General features: G+C 42.5%; 10 protein-coding genes, 1 tRNA gene and 1 CRISPR repeat array. Of the genes, 7 read left to right on the top strand and 4 right to left on the bottom strand.

The window, feature by feature from the left end:
- Nucleotides 1–4 precede the first annotated feature (4 nt).
- From ACR5KR_RS21825 to ACR5KR_RS21815, 3 genes are all read right to left on the bottom strand, one after another.
- Complete coding sequence (locus ACR5KR_RS21825) at nt 5–628, bottom strand: DUF3859 domain-containing protein (protein ID WP_448267995.1); 624 nt, start codon at nt 626–628, stop codon at nt 5–7.
- Between the two features lie 626 nt (nt 629–1,254).
- Entirely contained in the window at nt 1,255–1,509 is a 255-nt protein-coding gene (locus tag ACR5KR_RS21820) for a DUF7219 family protein (protein ID WP_448267994.1), read from the bottom strand.
- 301 nt (nt 1,510–1,810) lie between these two features.
- Nucleotides 1,811–3,631 (bottom strand): ShlB/FhaC/HecB family hemolysin secretion/activation protein, encoded by a 1,821-nt coding sequence (locus ACR5KR_RS21815; protein WP_448267993.1) that lies wholly within the window; start codon nt 3,629–3,631, stop codon nt 1,811–1,813.
- Nucleotides 3,632–3,838: 207 nt separating this feature from the next.
- On the opposite strand from ACR5KR_RS21815, the gene ACR5KR_RS21810 reads away from it, so the two are divergent.
- The 3 genes from ACR5KR_RS21810 (at nt 3,839) to ACR5KR_RS21800 (ending at nt 10,098) form a co-directional block, all read left to right on the top strand.
- The gene (locus ACR5KR_RS21810) at nt 3,839–8,992 is read left to right on the top strand and encodes a CHAT domain-containing protein (RefSeq protein ID WP_448267992.1); all 5,154 of its coding nucleotides are present in this window, start codon (nt 3,839–3,841) and stop codon (nt 8,990–8,992) included.
- 188 nt (nt 8,993–9,180) lie between these two features.
- Entirely contained in the window at nt 9,181–9,801 is a 621-nt protein-coding gene (locus ACR5KR_RS21805; RefSeq protein ID WP_448267991.1) for a hypothetical protein, read from the top strand.
- Nucleotides 9,802–10,024: 223 nt separating this feature from the next.
- Nucleotides 10,025–10,098, top strand: a tRNA-Val gene (locus tag ACR5KR_RS21800).
- 261 nt (nt 10,099–10,359) lie between these two features.
- Nucleotides 10,360–10,969: direct repeats of the CRISPR family, unit length 37 nt; unit sequence CTTTCAACCCACCCAGTACCTGGAGGGTTGTTGCCAC.
- A gap of 445 nt (nt 10,970–11,414) precedes the next feature.
- On the opposite strand, the gene cas12k is transcribed toward ACR5KR_RS21800, so the two are convergent.
- Nucleotides 11,415–13,334: a type V CRISPR-associated protein Cas12k gene (cas12k, locus tag ACR5KR_RS21795; protein WP_448267990.1), complete on the bottom strand. Its 1,920-nt coding sequence runs from the start codon at nt 13,332–13,334 to the stop codon at nt 11,415–11,417.
- An 81-nt stretch (nt 13,335–13,415) separates the two neighbouring features.
- Here cas12k and ACR5KR_RS21790 point away from each other — a divergent pair, with 81 nt between their 5' ends.
- The 4 genes from ACR5KR_RS21790 (at nt 13,416) to pglX (ending at nt 21,856) form a co-directional block, all read left to right on the top strand.
- Nucleotides 13,416–13,868 carry a MerR family transcriptional regulator gene (locus ACR5KR_RS21790; protein ID WP_448267989.1) on the top strand — a complete coding sequence of 151 codons (453 nt, stop codon included), beginning with the start codon at nt 13,416–13,418 and terminating at the stop codon, nt 13,866–13,868.
- 290 nt (nt 13,869–14,158) lie between these two features.
- Entirely contained in the window at nt 14,159–14,752 is a 594-nt protein-coding gene (locus ACR5KR_RS21785; protein ID WP_448267988.1) for a DUF1788 domain-containing protein, read from the top strand.
- On the top strand, nt 14,749–18,285 hold the full coding sequence (gene brxC / locus ACR5KR_RS21780; RefSeq protein WP_448267987.1) for a BREX system P-loop protein BrxC: 3,537 nt from the start codon (nt 14,749–14,751) through the stop codon (nt 18,283–18,285). The genes ACR5KR_RS21785 and brxC overlap by 4 nt, the downstream gene beginning before the upstream one ends.
- A 64-nt stretch (nt 18,286–18,349) precedes the next feature.
- On the top strand, nt 18,350–21,856 hold the full coding sequence (gene pglX, locus ACR5KR_RS21775; RefSeq protein WP_448267986.1) for a BREX-1 system adenine-specific DNA-methyltransferase PglX: 3,507 nt from the start codon (nt 18,350–18,352) through the stop codon (nt 21,854–21,856).
- Nucleotides 21,857–21,878 lie beyond the last annotated feature (22 nt).

Here is a 21,878-nt window from a genome sequence, read left to right as displayed (position 1 = left end):
TAGACTATTTAACTTCAAAGGTTGCATCGCTAATCTGCCGACCTTCTAGGAACATTTGCACTTTCCAATTGCCAACAGTTGTAGCCTGGTTAATGGTGTAGCGACACTGGGTATCCCAGACAGACGTATTAATCTCGCGGGTTTGATAGTTGTTTTGCTTGACAATTTGACCGCTTGGGTCAATCCAATTACAAGAGAGAGCCAGCTTTTTACCCAAAGGTGCATCCTTTAAGGTGACACGATAGAACACTTCTGGATTGGTTTGGCGAGAAATTGTCTTTAAGTCGCCGCCATTATCTTGTGTCAAAGTGATGCGGTCTTGTTGAGTGGAAACACGAGAAAGTGTAGAACTTTGCTGCTGCATGAAAAATATTGTAAATGCAATGACAATTACTACAATTGCCACCACTCCAGAGGTAATCCATCGATTCCGGCGTTGCTGTACTTCCAGTGCTTGGCGGCGATTTAACTGAATCAGCGCTTCATCTAATAACTCTGGCGGTAAATTCAACTCCTGTAAAATTTCTTTAACCTGCTGTTGGTCTAGTTCCGCATCCCGACGCAATTGCAGACTTTCTACTTCTGTAACTATTTGTGATAATTGCTCTTGAGTCAGTCGCCGCGTCATAGCTTAACTCCTGTTGAAAAACTTTATGGCGATCGCTAAATCTCGCTTTTGTAGGTACATCATAAGCTACAAAATAAAGTTGTTGCTTTTCGGATTCTTTAAGAGATACTTTTGTAAACACAGACACGATGAATCGCCGGACTTCTTGGCATTTGTCGGGAAAAGGGGAAGGTGGGGCCCCCTCTGGGGATAAGGGGAGGGTGGGGTCCCAAGAAGGGGATAAGGGGGAAGGGGAAAAGGTACTGCAAAAGTCCCTTTCCCCTTTAACCTTTACCCTTTTCCCCAAGAGTGCATAGCGGACGAAAGTACTTGTGTGTACAGCGATCTAGAATTTTCATCAAAAAACCTTAACTAAACCGTATTGGCTTTGCGTCTATGCTGGTTCGTTGTTTATATAATTTGGCGCATCTTTATACAAAATTGGTATCACCTGTAACAACTTAAATTAACATGACATAACAGAACTGGTATTACCTGTAATAAGTAGAATTAACATGACGAAAAAGATACTTCTTGCAAAAGCCAAAAAACCGCCCTAAAATCAATTTCTGGGCGGCTCAAGTATTTTTGCAATAGTCTTTTTGCACTAGATTTAAAAAAATTACCAATGCCTCCTTCTTATTAGTTTAAATTTCTTGATTTCCGCCAATAGACAATTGTTTTTTGCTATGTTTCAACTCTTTCCAAAGAGACTTAATCTGCTGGTAAGCCTCTTCCTGAGACAATTTCCCCCCTGTCTCTAGGCAAGTGATGTAACTAATTTTTTGAGAGAATTCTTGGAGGTTAGCATTAAACACCAAATTCTCTGGCTGAAATTTACCATAATACCGACTACGAGGATAAAGAAAGCTGTTTTTGTCTTGCGAGTTAGATTGTGTCATAACTTTTCTTTTATAATTCTTTCCTTCTTAAATTTATAAACTAAAACTTCTCCCTTTGTGTATATACACAGGATAAAATTCAAATTTCTGAAGAAAGAAGTTAATTTTTTAGTTCAATATTAGGATAAAGCAGAAGAACAGCTAATTAACTGTGGAAAATACTGAAATCAGTGCGTCATCTACCAAAAGGAGTAAGTGAAATAGCATTTTAGAGCATTTTGCTGATTAAACTCGACTTCCTCAAATCCGGCTCAAATAATATCATGCCCGCATAATAAATTATAATTACCATAGTCTTTAGCTAGGGTTGATAGCGAAGACTAAAGTAAAAGCCATCATCCTGAGCGTTATTACCACGATCGCTCAGATCGATAAATGGAAATCCATAATCGAGGCGCAAAAACAGATTATCAATTCCCATTGCCTGATTCCAGATTAATCCTAAGCCTGCGCCCACTAAAAAAGTTTGATTGGGTAGCGGATTGGGGTTATCAGACTGATTCCAGACGGCTCCCATGTCCACAAATGGCGCAAGTTGAATTGTCGATAATCCAGATTCATTACGCTGGACTGTAAACCGATCTTCGATCGCTACCCGAAATCCATTATCCCCAGAACGGATATTTTGGCGATATCCCCTTACTGATTGTCCGCCACCAATGACAAATTGCTGGGAAGGTAAAAGGCTATCTGGTGTCAGCTGTAAGTCTGCTTGGACGAGCAATAAATGATCGTTACTGAGTTGCTGCACGCGCTGTATTTGACCTAGCCAACTGAAAAAGCGACCATCGGGTATGGGGTCATTGTTGATAGTTGCGTTTAATATATCAACGCCAAAATTAAATTGCGATCGCAAAAACCAAGCTCCTTTTGGTTCGCGCCTGATATAATCTTGAGCAAATTTAATTACACTGGTGCGGCTAACGCCATTGGCATCAGGCCCAATGCCAAAGGGAGTTGCGAGGTTATCAAACAGGAAGGTTTGACCATCTTGATAGGTAAATCCTAAAGATAGGGCAAATTCTTCTCTGGGCGATCGCACCAATGGTTGACGATAATTGATTTCATAAAGATCCTGGTTTGCCCGAATGTCAAAGGCATCAAAGGGTGGCTCAGTAATTTCGTTGCGATTAAATGCGGCTCGAATCTGCACTTTGCCGTTCATGGCGTTCACAGGAACCTGATAACTAAAATCAAAGGCATCGGAACCACCAGAGAGTGTATGGTAATAGGAGCCAGCTAACTCATCTCCCATACCGGTTAAATTGCGCGATCGCAATTCAACGCCCAATCTCTCCGCCCCAATACTAGGAGGCGAATAATTATCTACACCCAAACTACCAATTAAAGTTTTCGCCTCTTCAACTCTGACAACGAGAATACTTTGACCAACCTTACCCGTTGGACGCAAACTCGCTTCCACATTGGTAAATAAGGGATCGAGTCGCAACAATTTTAGTTGTTCTTCGAGCTTACCAGTATTTAGAGGAATACCAGCACCTAGTTGGATGCGACTACGAATATAAGATGGGTTTAATCGGCGCGTCCCTTGGATGTCAATCTCTGTCAAACGCCCTTCCAACACTTGAATTACCACAACCCCATTTGCGGTACTTGATTGTTGAGTATCTGGAATTGCTCTGGAATTTATATAGCCTTTATTTAGGTAAAGCTGGGTAACGGCATCGGCGGCTTGTCTAATTTCTTCTAAAGTTAAGTCCCGTTCTTCAAACGGTTTCACCACTGGATTAAAATCATTTTCCTGAAAAACTGTGCTACCTACAACCTGAATTTTCCGAACCCGAATCCGTTGTGGTGTTTCTGGTTGTGGGTTCGGGTTAGTTGCTGGAGTAGGTTCTGTTGACTGTACTATTTGTAACTCTGACTGACTGCTATTTTGAACCGAGTCCGGTGTAAAAATATTAGCTCTAGCTTTCAGTCCATTTGCAGTTACAATCCAGACGGTAGGTAGAATTAGCAAGCCGCACCGAAAGCTGAAACTGTGCTGACTGCATTTAGTAATTGCCAAACTCCGGCAATTATCTAACTGATGAAATAAATAGACAATTTTTTGCTGAGTCGTTGCTCTAGGCTGAACACCAGTTTCTGTTTCTTTTCTCATTTCTCTTCAGTGGAGTGCCTTATTTAACGACTGGGCTGATTTTGATTTTTGAGTGTGCTATGGCTGTATGAGTATTTCAATATCATATTTTTGATCTTCAAATTTCAAAAGATTTGTAACTAAAACTCTAATTAACAGCGATTTCTTCTAAGTGATAGTCCTTAGCATTATATTGTGGTAACAGGTAGAAAACTTGGGAAAACTTCGATGTCACCACTGATTTCCATTGTCATCGTCAATTACAATCGGGAGTCTTACCTTCAAGAAGCGATCGCTAGCGTCTTAGCGCAGACATGGCAAAACTTTGAGCTACTAATTTGGGATAATGGCTCTACAGATGGATCGGTGGCGATCGCTCGCGCTTATGCTCAAAAAGATGGGCGAGTGCGGGTGGTGGAGGCAGACAATCAAGGAGTTGCTGCGGCTTGTAAGGCAGCGATCGGCCAAACTAGCGGCACTTACATCGGTATATTAGACAATGATGATATCCTTGCCCCCACAGCTCTTGCTCAAACCGCTACAGTCCTCAATCGCCATCCAGAAACGGGATTTGTTTACACTGACTACTTAAATATCGATCGAAACGGCAAAGTTATCGGTTATGGTCATCGCTGTAACATTCCTTATTCTCAATCGGGTCTGTTGGTAGATTTCATGACTTTCCACTTCCGCTTGATGCGGCGATCGGTTTATGACCGAGTAGGAGGTGTTAACGAATCGTTCTCTTGCTGTGCTTATGATTATGACTTATGTCTGCGACTTTCAGAAGTAGCCCAAGTGCGCCGAGTCAAAGAGCCACTTTATTTCTACCGAAATCATTCTCAAAGTATCTCTGTTACTAGACAAAAAGAACAAATACTTTGGTCTAAACGAGCGATCGCTCAAGCACTTTGGCGGCGCGGATTAGCAGACAAGTTACAAATCGATGTAGAATTGCCCACAAGTCGCTTCAGATTACGCTGCAAAAAACCTCTACTACACAACATCGCCGCTTCAGTCTTAATTATTGCCTCGCTGGTAAATCCCAAATTAGCCCAAGCACAACAAATAGTTCCTGCTAACGATGGGACAAACACAATTGTAACTCCCAACGGCAATCGACTTGATATCACCGGCGGCACAACTTCAAGAGATGGTGCAAACCTTTTTCACAGCTTTCAACAGTTTGGAATTTCACCAGAACAAATTGCCAACTTTCAAGCTAGTCCGGCGCTGCAAAATATCCTTGGTCGAGTTACAGGCGGGAATGCCTCGGTTATCAATGGTTTAATTCAGGTAACAGGTGGCAATGCTAACCTTTTCTTGATGAATCCAGCCGGATTTGTTTTTGGAGCAAACGCTAGTTTAAATGTGCCTAGTGCTTTCACGGTGACAACAGCCAACGGCATCGGTTTTGGCAGCAGTTGGTTTAATGCTATTGGTGTTAATGATTACATAAATTTAGTTGGAAACCCCAACGGATTTGCCTTTAGTATGAACCAACCAGGAGCGATCGCCAATACTGGAAATTTGGTAGTAGGTGCTGGGCAAAATTTGAATTTATTCGGCGGTACTGTAGTCAACACCGGGCAACTTTCAGCACCGGGAGGGCAAATTAATGTGACATCAGTACCAGGACAAAATTGGGTGCGTCTCAGTCAGCCAGGAAATCTGCTGAGTCTAGAAATTCAGCCCCTCGCCTCTAGTAGCAGCCAACCCAATAACTGGACAATTCCCATCGCCTCAATACCCGAATTGCTGACAGTTGGTAACACAGGGTTAACTGCCAATCCTGATGGAACTGTAAAATTGACAAACTCTAATGTGACAATTCCCATAACTCCAGGTACAACAATTGTTTCTGGAACAGTGAATACATCGAGTCAAACAGGCGGTACGGTAACTGCTTTGGGTCAAAAAGTCGCGGTGATTGATGCCAATATTAACGCCTCTGGAAATAATGGCGGCGGTACTGTACTAATTGGTGGCGATTATCAAGGTAAGGGGACTTTACCCAACGCAGATCGGACTTATGTGGATTCAAAATCCGTTATTAATGCAGATAGTAATTTGAATGGAAATGGCGGACGGGTAATTGTTTGGGGTAACGACACAACCCAGTATTTTGGAAAAATTTCGGCTCGTGGAGGAGCAAATTTTGGCAATGGTGGTTTTGTAGAAGTATCAAGCAAAAATTTCTTGACCTTCAACGGTTTGGTAGATACTTCAGCCGTCAATGGCAACTTTGGCACTTTATTACTAGACCCCAGCACATTGACAATTATCGATGGTGCAGCCGGGACAGGTGATTTTGATGCTACAGCAGGCAATATTGCCTTTGGCGATGCAGATATTGGGGCGAATACAGTTTCTTGGGGTGCGATCGCCGCTTCAGGTGCAAATATCAACTTACAAGCTATAGGGAACATTACCATCGATGACATCACCGGAGCTACAGCCGGAGTAACGACTCCTGGTATCGCGACATTAAATTTGGGTGCTGGCGGTAGCTTCAACCTCTCCTCACAAACTGGTTCTGTAAACTTTGTCAATCCCACCAACACCATCCAGACAACTGGAGGAGCGATTAACATTTCTGGAGCTAGTTTATCACTGGGCAATCTCAATACAACTACTGATTTTTCTGGCAATAGTGGCAATGTCAACTTGTCTGCGACTGGCGACATCGTTGCGGGCAACATTATCGCCAGTGGCCAAGGCTACTTGGCAGGTAATATTACAGTCACAAGCAGCAGTGGTGGGATTACTCTAAATAATCTCGATACCAGCAACACTGAAGGGTTTAATACTATTAATACTGCTGGAACAATCAGTTTGACTGCCGCAGGCAATATTCTCACAGGTAGGATTGATTCTTTTTCAAATGATGCTAATAACTCAGGTCAGGCTGGCGATGTAGTCGCAACAACTACAGGCGGCAGTATTACCACAGGGGCAATTAACTCGTCTGTAGTCAAAGATGGAGGTGGCGATTTTATCGGCACAGCTGGCGCGATTAGTTTAACTAGCACAGATAATATCACTGTGAATGATGCCATTAACGCCTCAGCGATCGCCCTTGGAGTCGATGGAACTGGAAACCTTACATCTGGCAACGTTACTTTACAGACTACCAATACATCTGGTAGCAATATTCGTTTTACCAACATCAACACCCAGGCGATCGCAGACGACTTTGTTGATGGAAATACAGTTCAAGGTGGCAATGTGCAAGTGCTAACCAACGGACTGATTCAAGGAATTGGAACCGGTGAAGCGATCGCAACTGGTGGATTTTTTACTGGCGAAGGAGGTACTAACGTTCAACCTTCAGCAGGAGGTACTGTTAGCATTCGCCATGATGGTGGCCCAAACAATGTAGATTTTATCGTCGGTGATGCAAGTGTCAATGGTACAGCAGGGTCAATTAATACAGGTGACAATTCAATAATCGCTAATAGCTTTCCAGTCTTACCAAATGGTGGAGATGCTAGCGGTACACCAACCGGCATCACCATTACATCTGTCAACACACCGCCGACATTAACAGCAAACTCATCGCTACCCGATACCCAGACTAATCAACCAGTTACCTTAACGTTCTCTAGTTTGGCTCCACTGGTCAGCGATGCTAATAATGACATCACCTCCATCAAGATCGATGTCGTGAATACGGGAAATATCACTGTCAATGGCGTTCCCGTCATCCCTGGTGTTACAACCTTATCTAGCGGCGATACTTTGGTATACACACCTCCAGCAGATACAAATGGATCGCTAAATGCCTTTGTAATTAGTGCAAATGACGGCGTTTCCTCTTCTGCACCTGTACAGATAGGAATCAACGTCAGTCAGGCTCCTACCCCAATTCCTACTCCAAGTCCTACTCCAATTCCTACCCCAATTCCTACTCCAATTCCTACTCCAATTCCTACTCCAAGTCCTACTCCAAGTCCTACCCCAATTCCTACCCCAATTCCTACCCCAATTCCTACTCCAAGTCCTACTCCAAGTCCTGACCCCTGCACATTCCAATGCAATCTACCAAGTAAACCGAATAACCCTGTCCTCAATAATCCTCAGATTGATAACCCCGTTCTTAATACTGACCCCACTCCCGAAGACAATTTCACAGATGATTTTGCCGACCATTTAGGCATATCCAGCCCTAGAATCAAAACACTAGATGATGCCAAAGAAATTGCTCGTAAAATTGAAGAAGCTACTGGTATTAAACCTGCATTTATATACATCAGTTTTGTCCCTGTGGAAATTCAACCAGAAGTAAATTTAGGCAAAGTTCAAAAATTTACGAAACAGTTAAATACCGTAGCAGAAAAAGATAGCGACCAACTAGAAGTTGTAGTAGTAACTGGAAAAGGCGATCCTATCCGCAAGCGCATCCCAGAAACAACAAAAACCAAAGTTCTGCAAGTAGCTCAAGAATTTCGCGACCAAATCGTTAGTCCACAAAACCGTCGCCGCACCGGTTATTTGCGTTCATCTCAACAACTTTATCGCTGGATTATTGCACCACTAGAGGCAGATTTACAGGCGAGAGGAATCAACAATCTGGTCTTTTTACCAGATATTGGGTTACGTTCAACCCCAATGGCAGCACTTCACGATGGTAAGGGATTTCTAGTAGAAAAATATAGTATTGGCTTAATGCCTAGTCTTAGTTTGACTAATACCCTCTATAAAGACATCAAAAAATCTCAAATTTTAGCGCTGGGGATTTCTCAGAGTACTCAGGGACAAGAGCCTTTACCAGCAGTCCCCCTTGAGTTATCAACACTAGTATCTAAACTCTGGCAGGGCAAATTATTATTAGATAAGCAAGCCACCTTAGAAAATCTCAAAACAATCCGCCGCCAACAACCTTTTGGAATTATTCACATGGCAACCCATGCCGATTTTGCTAGGGGTGCTTTGAATAATTCCTATATTCAACTGTGGGAAGACAAGTTACGCTTGAATCAATTACGACAGTTGCGCTTGAATGAACCTGAAGTTGAAATGCTCGTGCTGAGTGCTTGTAGAACAGCTTTAGGGGATGAAGAATCCGAACTGGGATTTGCAGGTTTAGCAGTGCTGGCAGGTGTGAAAACTAGTGTTGCTAGTCTTTGGTCGGTTAATGATGCTGGCACAGCGGCGTTGATGACAAAATTTTATGAGAATTTAAAGACAACTCCAATCAAGGCAGAAGCTCTCAGACAGGCTCAGGTAGCTATGCTCAAAGGACAAATTTATGTCAAGGATGGACAAGTGCAAGGTTTAGGAGGAGTTGGAAATTTGCCTTTACCTGCTGATAGTGCTGATGAATCACTTATGCATCCTTATTATTGGGCTGGATTTACAATGGTTGGTAATCCTTGGTGAAGATAGAGAATATCAAGTCTTAGTAGGCAGGAGGCTGGAGGTTTTATTAACGTGAGTTCGATGAACCTCTCCCCGACAACCTCCCTCTCCCACAGGGAAAGGGAAGAGCAATGAGAAATTAGGGTTTTTGCGGATGAACGCTACAATCTATCAGAAAATCAAGAAGTAGTTAAATCTAGAGTGGCTTCATGACGGCTAATTTAACACCTAAAGCGACATTTGACTTTATTAACGTGCTATCCCAAGCTGCGGCTAAGTATAGAGAACCGAAAAGTATACGCCCTAGTGCTGAAATATTAGTAAAGGCATTGCTACAAGCAGAAAAAACTGGCAAGCAACAAAAGTTGACTTATCCGTTTGAGTTTCTGCTCGGTAAATGGCAACTTTGCTTTGTCACTGGCACTAAGAAAAACAGAGGTAGCGGCAAAATTGTCTTAGGCAACGGTTTCTATGTACCCAAGTTCATGACAATTCATGTTTCCTTTAATGCCACTTTGGAACAAAATTCAGACAGAGGCGAAATTGCTAATCAGGTTGAGCTTAACCCAGTTTCACTGAAACTCACGGGGCCAGTGCAATATTTCGGGAAGAAAAATTTATTGGCCTTTGACTTTAACCAGATGATTATCAGTTTGTTTGGTCGTGTTATTTACAACAGAGCAATCCGTGGTGGTAAAGTTCAAACAGAAGATTTCTACAACCAACCTATAGCGAAACTACCGTTCTTTGGCTTCTTTTTAGTCACAGAAGATTTCATTGCAGCTCGCGGCCGTGGGGGAGGATTGGCATTTTGGATTCGAGAAACTTAAAGATGTTTGCAGAAAATCAGGCAGTCTTGCTGGAGGCAAAAGGAAAGAGAATTTGACTTATTTGTTTGATTAGTAGCAAGTGGTGCAACCTTTTTACAAATCAAACAAATACTTCACATCATCTGCACTCGATTACTTAGGGAGCGATAGAGTTCGCCTGATTTGGTCTTTTATCTTGCATTATTAGAGAAGTATATGCTACTATTGATAATCGTGTGGTTGAGGACGTATAGCTCAGTTGGTTAGAGCGCTACGTTGACATCGTAGAGGTCACTGGTTCGAATCCAGTTACGTCCATTATTGTTGTTATACAGTGACTAATTATTTGTCGTCGGTGACAGATTAATGTCGTTGGGACTAATTAACTGTCGTCGGGACGAATTGATGTCGTTTAGGTGCCAGTGACAGATTAATGTCATTTATTTACAGAGACTATAGCGATAATGTCAACGTAGCGCTCTCTTTCAACCCTCCCTAATAAAAATTATGATAACCCACCTAGTACCTGGCAGGTTATTACAACATTTTTGTATGCGTGCATAATAATTTCAGATTTGCCTTTCAACCCACCCAGTACCTGGAGGGTTGTTGCCACTTCGCGGTGCTGATTCTGGACAATGCGGTTTAGAGTCCTTTCAACCCACCCAGTACCTGGAAGGTTGTTGCCACTTAAACTCCTCCAAATAACAATGAAAACCTACATCTTTCAACCCACCCAGTACCTGGAGGGTTGTTGCCACTTTACAGTCTCCTCATATCGCCCATCTGGATGAGTCTTTCAACCCACCCAGTACCTGGAGGGTTGTTGCCACAACTAGAGAAATTAAGAGCAGATTTTTCTGCAATCTTTCAACCCACCCAGTACCTGGAGGGTTGTTGCCACCAGCAACAGCTAGAAGCCAAAAGGTTCGTTGTCAACTTTCAACCCACCCAGTACCTGGAGGGTTGTTGCCACACACGCGATCGTGTGTGATTGGGTGTTTGATTATCTTTCAACCCACCCAGTACCTGGAGGGTTGTTGCCACCTTGCTCGTTTAAGCTTAATTGCCCAATTAATCTTTCAACCCACCCAGTACCTGGAGGGTTGTTGCCACGGGCTAAGGGTAACTGAGCTTTGCCGCTTGCGCTGGCTTTCAACCCACCCAGTACCTGGAGGGTTGTTGCCACCCACTCAGTTTCAAAATATTGTAGGGCAACTTTTCTAGATATCCTCAGCGCGTATGTCTCCCAATTTCCTATTTAAGCCTCAGTTACAAGAATCATATCTGTATGGAAAAACGATAAATTCAGACGGGGCAAGGTATTTGGAACTTGCGCGGAACTCTTAGAAATTTTGCCTTGATTTTAGTCCTTCAAATGAAGAATTGGGGAGGGTTCCCCCTTGATCGGGGGTGATTCAGTAGCCACTACAGCAGTACATCCGCGCCCTTATTGCTGGGAGCGCACCTATCCTGTCATAAAGACAGCAGCATCAGGGTGAGCAGCTACTAGGGTCAGAAAGCAAGACTATATTGCTACAGTCAAACTAACCCTCATTTAACACAGTTCAGAGGCTGCAAGCAGCATGAATTGCGGCGCTATTAATATTCTATTGTCAAGGTTCAGATATTTGTCAACTTCGCCTAGCTAGCCGATCATGGTAAGCAGAAAGTGCTAATTCCTTTGCTTGTTCATGAGGGCTACCTCTAACAGGTTGTTTTCCCTCTTCAATCACAATTCCTGCCTGACTACCTTTACTTTGAATACTCTGTATTAATCTGCCATAGCTCCACTTGTGAACATTAACTCGGTATTGTTTGGCGTATTTTTGCTGAACTTCTATGGAGCCTGGACATTTTGCTTCGGCTATAGCTTGAATTTCACTTTGGACAATCTCTCGCATATCCCCTAGCTTAGGCAAAACTATACTGCCAGCTTTATAGGTTTGTGCGATCGCAATAATTTCTTTAGCCAATAATCTATCTACATACTGCCCTAACTCAGATGTACCAAATTGATTGGGAGAGAAGCTTTTTTGTGCTTTGTGGCGTTCGTGAGATAGGTACTGCTGTTGTCGTCTCTGGCGATTGAGAAGATCGTAATTGTCACCAAGTAATTGTTTAATACTCCGGTAAGCTAAGACTTTGCCTGCGATCGCATCCACTACAGCAACACTTGCAGGTTTTTCCAGACCCAGGCTAACACCTACTAAAATGTGTGATTGACCTTGGTAAAGGCGTTGACTAGGACGCTCAAAAGAATTGTTAATTCGAGTTAGCGTTGATTCTTTACGTTTAATAAAAGCAAGCTGTGTTTCGCCGAGGTCACTTTTCTTCTTCATCTTGGTGATGAATTTGGTAATCTCCTCTCCTTTCTCTTGGCGAACCTGTTCTGTGCCTTCAGCACTCCACAGGCGATTGTCTACACAGCAATAAAGGGTCAATCGGTTAATTTGCCAAGGTTCACCTTTACCTTCGCCTTCTTGCCAAGCTAAACGACCATTTCTGAGAGTAAACAAGCCACTAGAATGCTGATTTTTGCTTTTGCGTTTAGTCTGTTGGTCTTCTAAGAAGCGTTTAAGCCAGTGCAGTTGACGGCGATCGCAATACACTTCAAAAGTTAAATCACTCAAGCCATTGAAGTGAACACAGAGTCTACCTTTTTCATTTTTTGACCAAACTAGGTCTTCGTTCGTTTCAAAAATTAACGGAAATGGAAGAGAACTTGATCTGGTTAACAGAATATCCTGCCAGCGTTTTGCTTCAGCATTGTCTTCTGGAAAGGTGGTTGTAGCAGTGAAGAGTGTCTCTAACCATTTAGCATTGGTTAAATCTCGACCCTTGGGAATTCGACTTGTTAGCTTGTCTGTTAGCCGTTGAATTTGGATTTCAACCTTACGGCGGCGTTTAGCAAATTTTTCGAGGTCTTCTTCTTTGTCATTAAGTTTGCAGCCATTTTTCAGCAGATAACTGATGGCGCTACGGCTGAGTATGTCGTCTGTTTCTTGGTAAGCATCAAATAATTTATGAGATAAGCTACGGTCAGGATTGGAAGCGGATGATTTTTTGGATTTTTTAGTCTTTCCTCTTTTGGTCAAAGGAGCATTAGAGTCAGATTCTGGCGTAGCCACTGCCAAAATCTCAGCAGCTTTGGTACGAATTGCCTCTAGACTACAGCCGCTAATTTCTACTAATTCAGCATCGCTATTGAGCATTTCTAGCCAGCGTATCTTGCCATCTAGCTGCTGCTGTAGCCGTTTCTGTATGGCCAGCCAAGATTTATAGATGTAATCCACAACATGAATTGCTGATAGATACAAACGGCTGGGTTGACCTGTAAAGCTAGGGTCAGTTTTTAAGGGTTGGCAAAGTTGGTTAACAACAGTTGACGGTAATTTGCCATTTTTTCGCCATTTCTCAAAATCTGGATGTTTACTAAGTTGTTGAAGCACTTCGTTTATTAGGGGTGTGTTCAATTCTGCCATTAACTCCCAGAGTTTTTGGCGGGTAGATTCACTGGCAATTAGACGACATTGAATAGTAATCTGGCTCATAAAAATAAAATATCACAAAAACACATAATGTTGTACAAAAAAATAATGTGTTTTAGGAGATGCTTCTATAGGATGATTCTTATGGAAGGAAAGTTCTACACAAGCACAGAAGCAGCAGAAATTACTCATTGCTCTCGCCGTCAGTTGCAGTATTGGCGGGAGAAGGGAGTTATAGTACCTACGGTTAACAGTACTGGCAAAGGTCGTAATGTTTACTATTCCAAAGCTGACCTGTTGGCGTTAACGGTAATGGAACAGTTGCTGTCAATCGGTTTAAATTTTGAGGTTTGCCGTGCAGCATTGGAAACACTGCGGGAACGGGAACCTTGGTTGTTTAATGAGTCTGTCCCCGAAGAAAAGATGAAGCGGCTAATGTTATTACCCACGCGATCGCATGAACAACCTTTGCAAATGGCAGAGTTTGATAAGCAAGCTGCCCTAGAAGCACTTTGTCAAGGACAAACTGTCATTCCCTTTTGGAGCGATCGCATTCACGAAGTCTTACACCAAAACCTCAAACGCTTTAGCGAGTAATATTAAGTACTATTACACCGCATAAGAATACTTGAGATTCAGTAACATTATGCTTTACCCAGAATCTGAAAAAGCCTAGACCTCTCTCAAAACTCAACAACAGCAGATCAAGCCTGTTGACATCTAGAAAAATACAATTTATTAATTGCCTAACAAAAGCCGTAAATTTACATACAGCTTGTAGCCATTGAACGATTATCCTTGATAAAAAATATTGAGGATGTATTTTACTTTGTATATAAATAAGCACTTGAATACAGTTAATTTAGCTGCGGGTTAATGCGGAAGTTATGCCCACATTGACCATTAATCAGCGTCTTGATGCACTACTACCAAAGCTGCAAGATGCACGCCTACTGAGTAACCGTGGCATTGGTAACGAAATTGGCTTTTATATTTTTGATTATGATGCTGAATATGAACCATTGGTACAGCGCTACGTCGATCGCCTGAAGCCGCAATTGACGAGTTCACCGATCCAGCTTATTTTGCTGGAAATCGACCTTTACAAGACTATCCTCGACATCTTGTCAGAAAGAGGGGTACTCAAAAAAGCTCTTGAGTTAGAAGCAACTAAAGGAAATGCTGCCCTAGCTAAGACCGTTGCGCCTCTTGTCCGACCTGACCAGGTTATTGCCTACATCCAAAAAAAACTTAGGGGTAATGAACAGCTTGTAATCATGACTGGAGTTGGTGCTAGCTGGCCCCTTTTACGATCACACAGTATTCTCAACAACCTACACCCAGTACTTGACAAAATCCCCCTAGTGATGTTTTTCCCTGGTTCTTACGATGGGCATGAACTACGCCTATTCGACACCTTTAAGGATGACAACTACTATCGGGCCTTCCCTCTGATTCCCCACCAACAACACCACTTATGAATATCGCCGAACTCTTCCAAAAGGACATTCACCGTAATATCAATGGCGTTATTAAAGTTGGGCAGAAGGACGACGAGAATATTCGTCAAGAATTGGAAGAGTATGTCGTTACCAACGAACTGGATAGGCACTTTCAGACATTTTTTGAACGCTACACTAATGCCCTAAGCAATCCTACTGATAAGATGGGCGTATGGATTTCTGGATTTTTTGGCTCAGGGAAATCTCACTTTTTGAAGATTCTGTCATACCTATTGGCTAATCATCAACTGGAAACTAGCCGTGCCTTGGATTATTTTGATGAAAAACGCATACCTGATCCGATGTTGCAAGCCTTGATAGCACAGGCGGCACATAGTTCTTGCGATGTGATTTTATTCAATATCGACTCCAAAGCTGATGCCAATAATAAAAACCATAAAGAAAGCATTACCAAAGTCTTTCAGAAGGTCTTTGACGAGCATTTGGGGTATTTTGGGACGGTTCTTCCCATTGCTGAGTTTGAACGTCAACTAGATCGCCAAGGTAAATATGCAGCTTTTCAACAAGCTTTCTTGGCAGAGAGTGGCTTGGAATGGAAGGAAAACCGAGATGCTTGGGGTTTTCATCAAGATGCGATCGCTAGTGCTTTACAAACTAGTACGGGCATGAGTGCAGAAGCGGCTAACCGCTTACTGGATTTCAGCGAACAAAATTATACTTTGAGTCCAGAAAAGTTTGCTGGCATGGTAAAGCAGTATCTGGATAGTAAAGGGCCGCAACATCGCCTAATTTTTATGGTGGATGAGGTAGGACAGTATATCGGTGAAGACAGCAAACTGATGCTGAACCTACAGACTGTTGTGGAAGATTTGGGTACTTACTGTTTGGGAAAAGCTTGGGTGGTGGTGACATCCCAAGAGGCAATGGATGAAATTACTAAAAACAAGATTAAAGGCGAGGATTTTTCTAAGATTATTGGTCGTTTTTATCGCCCACTAAATTTGTCTTCTGCTAATACCGATGAGGTAATTAAGTTACGCTTGCTGGGCAAAACTGATGCGGCGCGGGTTGGGTTGGAAGCTTTGTATAGCCAGAAGATTGCTATTCTGAGAAACCAAATTGCCTTTACTCAGGACAGCGCCGATATGCCGGGATATGGCAATCCTCAAGATTTCTTTACCGCGTATCCCTTTATTCCCTATCAGTTTAATCTGTTACAAAAGGTTTTTACTCAAATTCGCCTCATGGGTTCTGCTGGCAAGCACTTGGCATCAGGAGAGCGATCGCTATTGGATGCATTTCAGGTTGCATCCCAAGCGGTAGCCGGAGAACCCCTTGGTGTGCTGGTTCCGTTTCACACCTTTTACATGGCAGTAGAAGGCTTTTTGGATGGTATCATCAGCCAGGTAATTATTCAGGCGGCTCAAAACCCACGACTACAGCCCTTTGATATTGACCTGTTAAAAACCTTGTTTATGGTCAAGTATCTTAAGGAAATTCGGGCGAATTTAGATAACTTGACCACCTTAAGCTTGAATAATATTGACCAGGATAAGTTAGAACTGCGGCAGCAGGTACAAGCGGCGTTAGGGCGCTTGGAACATCAAACTCTCATCCAGCGCAATAGTGATGAATATATTTTCCTGACCCATGAGGAGCAAGACATTGGCAGGGAAATCAAAAACACTCAAGTTGATTCGGGAAAAATTCCAGCAGAATTGCAAAAACTTGTTTGGGGAGAAATTTTCCCTGATAAGCAGTTTCGTTACAGTCAGCGACACCAGTATAAATTCAATCGCAAGCTGGATGAACAACTCCATAGCCAGCAAAGTGATATCACGCTACATATTGTTACCCCCTACGTAGGGACAAGCTCACTACAGAATGAGAATTTCTGTATGATGTCTACAATGACTGGTTATGAGGTGCTGGTAAAACTTCCTGATGACGGGCGCTTACTGAACGACCTAGAAACCTTAGTCAAAACAGATGAATATTTACGTTTGAAGCGTCGTAACGACCTTAGCCCTAGCATCCAGAGAATTTTAACTACACGATCTGACGAGAATAATCAACGCCGTCAAGATTTGAAAATCATTTTAGAGGAGCTGATTACTCGTGCTGATGTATTTGCTTGTGGGAGTAAGTTAAATATTCGCAACCGAGATGCTAAGAGTCTGCTGACTGAGGGTCTTACTTACTTGGTAGACAATGTGTATCAAAAGCTCGGTTATGTGGCTAGTGGTTTTGAAAACGAAGATCAGGTAAGCAATGCCCTAACTCGTGAGAGTCAAGAACAAGATATTAACGGACAACCTGTTAATGTGGCTGCTCATAGTGAAATGCGAGCTTGGTTAATGGAAGAAACCCGCCTTCGCCGCCTTGTCAGTATTAAGGCATTGGTAGATAAGTTTGCAGGCCGTCCTTATGGTTGGTCGGAATTTGACACTTTGGGAGTGATGGCGGAACTTGCTAACAAGGGTGTAATAGAACTGCGACACGCTCAAGGCAACGTTAATCTGCATGATAAAGGTTTAGTGATGCAGTTGCGATCGCGCAAAGAAATAGATAAATATACCGTCCGCCTTACCGATGAAATTAACCCAGCAAACTTGAAGATTGCCAAAGATATGGCCAGCGACTTCCTCAATGGCAAGATGTCTAGCGATCCACAGATGCTATTTGAAGAATACAAAAAGGCCCTAATAAAACGCTCTCAAGAACTAGAAGGTTGGTTAATCCAAGCAGAAGGTGGGCTTCCCTTTGCCCAATTACTGCGTACTAACTTAGATTTGCTGGCTGAATTGTTAAGCAAGGACAGTGCGGCTAAGTTTTTCGACACATTTCGTCAGCGACGAGATGATATAGAAGAATTTATCGAAGATGTGCAAAAGCTGCAATCCTTCTTCAGCACACAAATTAAGCTGTTCCAGCAAGCTCGTAATGACCTAAAAACTTTAGAACCAGAACTACGCCATATTAGTGAGCCAGATTTGCTCAGGCGGGTGGATTTAGTTAAGCAAATTTTGGCGATGTCTGATCCCACTGCCAAGATTCCAGAATTAGCAATGTTACTCCTACCTGTTAAAGATAAGGTGCAGGAGGCGCTAAAAACTCAAATCTATCAGGTGGAGACTAAAAGCAAGGCAATGCGGGAGAAATTAGCTGAGTATGTGACTTCCGCTCACGAAGACATTTCTGCACAGCTAGACCTCAGCAATATCACTCAAGACATCGATAAAGTTGTCACCTCAGTTAACCAAGTAACAAGTATCGATTCTGCGATCGCACGTCAGAGTGAACTAGAAAACATCCTCCCACAATTGCTGCAAAAAGTAGATCAGCAAGCCAATGAAATCATTCAGCGTCAGTCAAACAATGGCAGTAACGGCAAAGCTACTTGTGTCAAACCCATCGTATCGGTGCAGGTAGCGAGAGTTGCGCCTAAACCCCTACTGGAAACACTGCAAGATGTGGATGTTTATCTAGAGGCGTTACGGAAAACCCTATTAGATGAGATTCAACAAAATCATCGCGTTCGTCTTGAGTAATATTACTTAGTTTTACCAATCATTTTCGTACCTTTACTGCATCACCCTATTCCCTTATTAGTTTATGAACCGCACTGCTATCAAAAACTTTGCTATTTGGGCGCGTCGTTACCTACGAGAACAAGTTAAAGCTCGTGCTGCCCAATTTGGTATAACTCACAAAAGTATTACAGAACCTCAGACAGTGGCGGGGGGACTATTAGTAGCTGGTCAAACGCTAAATACCACGGAAGCAAACCAGTATCATCAACTGCGAAATCGCTTGCAAGATTTAACGCTAAGTTCCAGCCAGTCCCAGGCGGTAGATGCGCTGATAGATGAAATTGCCTACACCTGGTTTAACCGTTTGGCGGCGTTGCGGTTTATGGAGGTGAATGGATATATCGGGCGGGTGTTGAGTAGTAGCGACTCCAATTTGGTAGACCCTGATTTGTTACGGGATGCTAGTTCTATTGCCGAAATGGGTGATTTACCTGGACTTGACTTCGATACTCTCAATGAGTGGCGCAGTTTTGCCAATCATGATCCTAATCCCGATGAGTTTCTCTACCGCCGTCTGCTGTTAGCTCAGTGTAAAGCTTTGGCAGAGGGAATTCCGGCACTGTTTGACCCTCGTCAGAACTACCAAGCGCTGTTTTTGCCTGGAAATTTGTTAAATCAGGATTCAATTGTACGGCGGTTGGTAAAGGAGATTCCAGAGGAGGACTGGCAGAATATTGAAGTAGTGGGTTGGCTGTATCAGTTCTACATTTCGGAACGCAAGGATGAGGTGATTGGGGCAAAGTCTAAGGTTGCAGCCGCAGATATTCCCGCAGCAACTCAATTGTTTACCCCCCACTGGATTGTTCGGTATATGGTGGAGAACAGTTTAGGGCGGTTGTGGTTAGAGTCTCACCCGGAATCACGCTTGCGTGAATATATGCCTTACTATTTGGAAAATCCTAACGATAATGGTGAGGGTGAAAAACCGCAAGCTTTAACGCCTCAAGAGTTGACTGTGATAGACCCTGCTTGTGGTAGTGGTCACATATTAGTTTATGCGTTTGATTTGCTATTTGAAATTTACAAAGAGCAAGGTTATTTAGAGCGAGATATTCCGGCGCTGATTTTGACGCACAATTTGTATGGTTTAGATATTGATGAACGTGCAGCACAGTTAGCGAGTTTTGCTGTGTTGATGAAAGCACGGGCGAAGAACTCGCGTATTTTGCGGAAATCTCTGGCTTTGAATATTACGGCTGTGCGTCCTACCCATAGTCAGACTTTACCACTTGCTACAGAATTAAATGCGGAAGATTGGCAACCGTTAATTGAGGCTTTTAAGGATGCGGAGAATTTAGGAAGTTTAATTACGCCGCCAGCTTTTGATCGTGAGAAGTTGCAATGGCAATTAGATAATTTAGAGGCGAGTGATTCGCTATTTCGAGCGTATGTTCCGGCTTTGCGGGGGTTGTTATTACAAGCGGAGTTGTTGAGAAATCAGTATTGGGTTGTGGTGGCAAATCCGCCTTACATGGGCGATGGTTCGTTTAATGATGTGGTTAAAAAATTTATAAATAAGAATTATAAAGCTGGTAAAGGTGATTTATATGCTTGTTATATTCTGAAAAATATTGAATTATGCATGGCTAATGGTTCATTGGCAATGCTAACCATACCTAACTGGATGTTTTTATCCAGCTTTGAGGATTTGCGTAAATTTATTCTAGAAACAACATTTTTAGAAAGTCTAGTACATAATGGTAGAGGCGTTTTTGGCTCAGACTTTGGTAGTTGTTCGTTTGTTATTCGTAATAAAGTTTACCAGGATGGATTAGGGGTATTTAAAAGATTATTTGATAAACAGGGCAGTGTTGCTAGTAATGAGGAACTAGAACAAAGGTATTTCAATAACAGTAATTATTATACTAAGCCTGCTGATTTTGCAAAGATTCCGGGGAGTGCGATCGCTTATTGGGTAAGCGAAAGAATTAAAGATATTTTTGCACAAGGAAAAGTTTTGGAGGAAATAGCGGAACCTCGTGTTGGTCTAGATACAGGTAACAATGATTACTATATTAAGTTATGGACAGAAGTAGGAATAGACAAGATAGGATTCTCTAAGAAAAGTATAAGCGAATTTATCAAAAGCAAAAAATTATATGTTCCACATACTAAAGGTGGTGAATATCGTAAGTGGTATGGAAATTTTTACTATATCTTAAAATTTGATTCTACAGCTTATGAGCAATTAGAAAATTCAGGAAATCACTTACCGTCAAGACAATACTACTTTAGAGAAGGGGCTAGTTGGACAAGAGTTACTTCTGCTTTATTTGCGATTAGATACACACCAGAAGGTATGGTTTTCAATTCAGCTTGTCCAACAATATTCTCAGAGCATAATAATTTACTTTTAGTTCTTGCCTTATTATCTAGTAAAATTATAAATAATTTTATTCTTGCGCTTAGTCCTACACTGAATTTTCAAGCTGGGGAAATTCGTAAAATACCAATTATTAATAATTTTAATCAAAGAATTATAGAGAATACTGAGCAAGCAATCAACATCTCCCGTCAAGACTGGGACAACTTTGAAACCTCCTGGGACTTCCAAACCCACCCTTTACTACGCCACAACACCAAACACCTCAGCGAAGCCTTCACCATCTGGCAAAGTAAATCAGAAACTGCTTTCCGCGAACTCCAACGCCTAGAAGAAGAAAACAACCGCTACTGGATAGAAGCTTATGGCTTACAAGACGAACTCACCCCAGAAGTACCCGACGACCAAATCACCATCCGCCGTGCCGACTTAAACAAAGATATCCGTTCTCTAATCTCCTATGCCGTCGGCTGTATCATGGGGCGCTACTCCCTCGACAAACCCGGACTCATCCACGCCGGACAACCTTTTGACCCCACCCTACACCAAACCTTAAGCGCCAGCAGTGATGCAATTATTCCCATCACAGACCAAGCATACTTTGATAACGATATCGTTACCCGCTTCATAGAATTTCTGCGAGTCGCCTACAGTCCCGAAACCCTTACCGAAAACCTCAACTTCATCGCCAACGCCCTCACCCTCAAAAACGGCGAAAGCGCCCAAGAACGCATCCGTCGCTACTTTCTGCAAGAATTCATTGCTGACCACATTCAAACTTATAAAAAACGCCCCATTTACTGGCTGTTTACCAGTGGAAAAAAACGAGCTTTTGGCGCATTACTATATTTACACCGTTACAGCGAAGATGCTCTTGCTCGTATCCGCACAGATTATGTTTTGGAATTGCAAGTCAAACTAGATGGGGAAATTGTCAGGGCGCAACAACAGCTAGATAATACCACTTCTAGCGCCGCTAAAAAAGCTGCCACAAACCGTCTGAAAGAACTGCAAGCCCAACAGCTAGAACTGCGAGATTACCAAGCCAAGCTACAAACCCAAGCCGATGCGCGAATTAATCTTGACCTTGACGATGGTATAGCGTACAACTACACCCGCTTTAAAGGTTTAGTTTATGAAGGTGCAGATTTAAAAATTGCTGACTTAGAAAAAGCCTCGCAGTGGAAAAGGGAATTGTTGAAATAATTCGTAATTCGTAATTAACAAT

The organism is Nostoc sp. DSM 114159, from assembly GCF_053470285.1.
Note: the sequence above shows the minus strand (reverse complement) of the source record. Positions and strands in the feature narration are given on the sequence as shown.

What these genes read in the sequence shown, in the direction of transcription:
- ACR5KR_RS21825 (WP_448267995.1), bottom strand. Translation starts at nt 628, where the DNA reads ATGACGCGGCGACTGACTCAAGAGCAATTATCACAAATAGTTACAGAA.
- ACR5KR_RS21820 (WP_448267994.1), bottom strand. Translation starts at nt 1,509, where the DNA reads ATGACACAATCTAACTCGCAAGACAAAAACAGCTTTCTTTATCCTCGT.
- ACR5KR_RS21815 (WP_448267993.1), bottom strand. Translation starts at nt 3,631, where the DNA reads ATGAGAAAAGAAACAGAAACTGGTGTTCAGCCTAGAGCAACGACTCAG.
- ACR5KR_RS21810 (WP_448267992.1), top strand. Translation starts at nt 3,839, where the DNA reads ATGTCACCACTGATTTCCATTGTCATCGTCAATTACAATCGGGAGTCT.
- ACR5KR_RS21805 (WP_448267991.1), top strand. Translation starts at nt 9,181, where the DNA reads ATGACGGCTAATTTAACACCTAAAGCGACATTTGACTTTATTAACGTG.
- cas12k (WP_448267990.1), bottom strand. Translation starts at nt 13,334, where the DNA reads ATGAGCCAGATTACTATTCAATGTCGTCTAATTGCCAGTGAATCTACC.
- ACR5KR_RS21790 (WP_448267989.1), top strand. Translation starts at nt 13,416, where the DNA reads ATGGAAGGAAAGTTCTACACAAGCACAGAAGCAGCAGAAATTACTCAT.
- ACR5KR_RS21785 (WP_448267988.1), top strand. Translation starts at nt 14,159, where the DNA reads ATGCCCACATTGACCATTAATCAGCGTCTTGATGCACTACTACCAAAG.
- brxC (WP_448267987.1), top strand. Translation starts at nt 14,749, where the DNA reads ATGAATATCGCCGAACTCTTCCAAAAGGACATTCACCGTAATATCAAT.
- pglX (WP_448267986.1), top strand. Translation starts at nt 18,350, where the DNA reads ATGAACCGCACTGCTATCAAAAACTTTGCTATTTGGGCGCGTCGTTAC.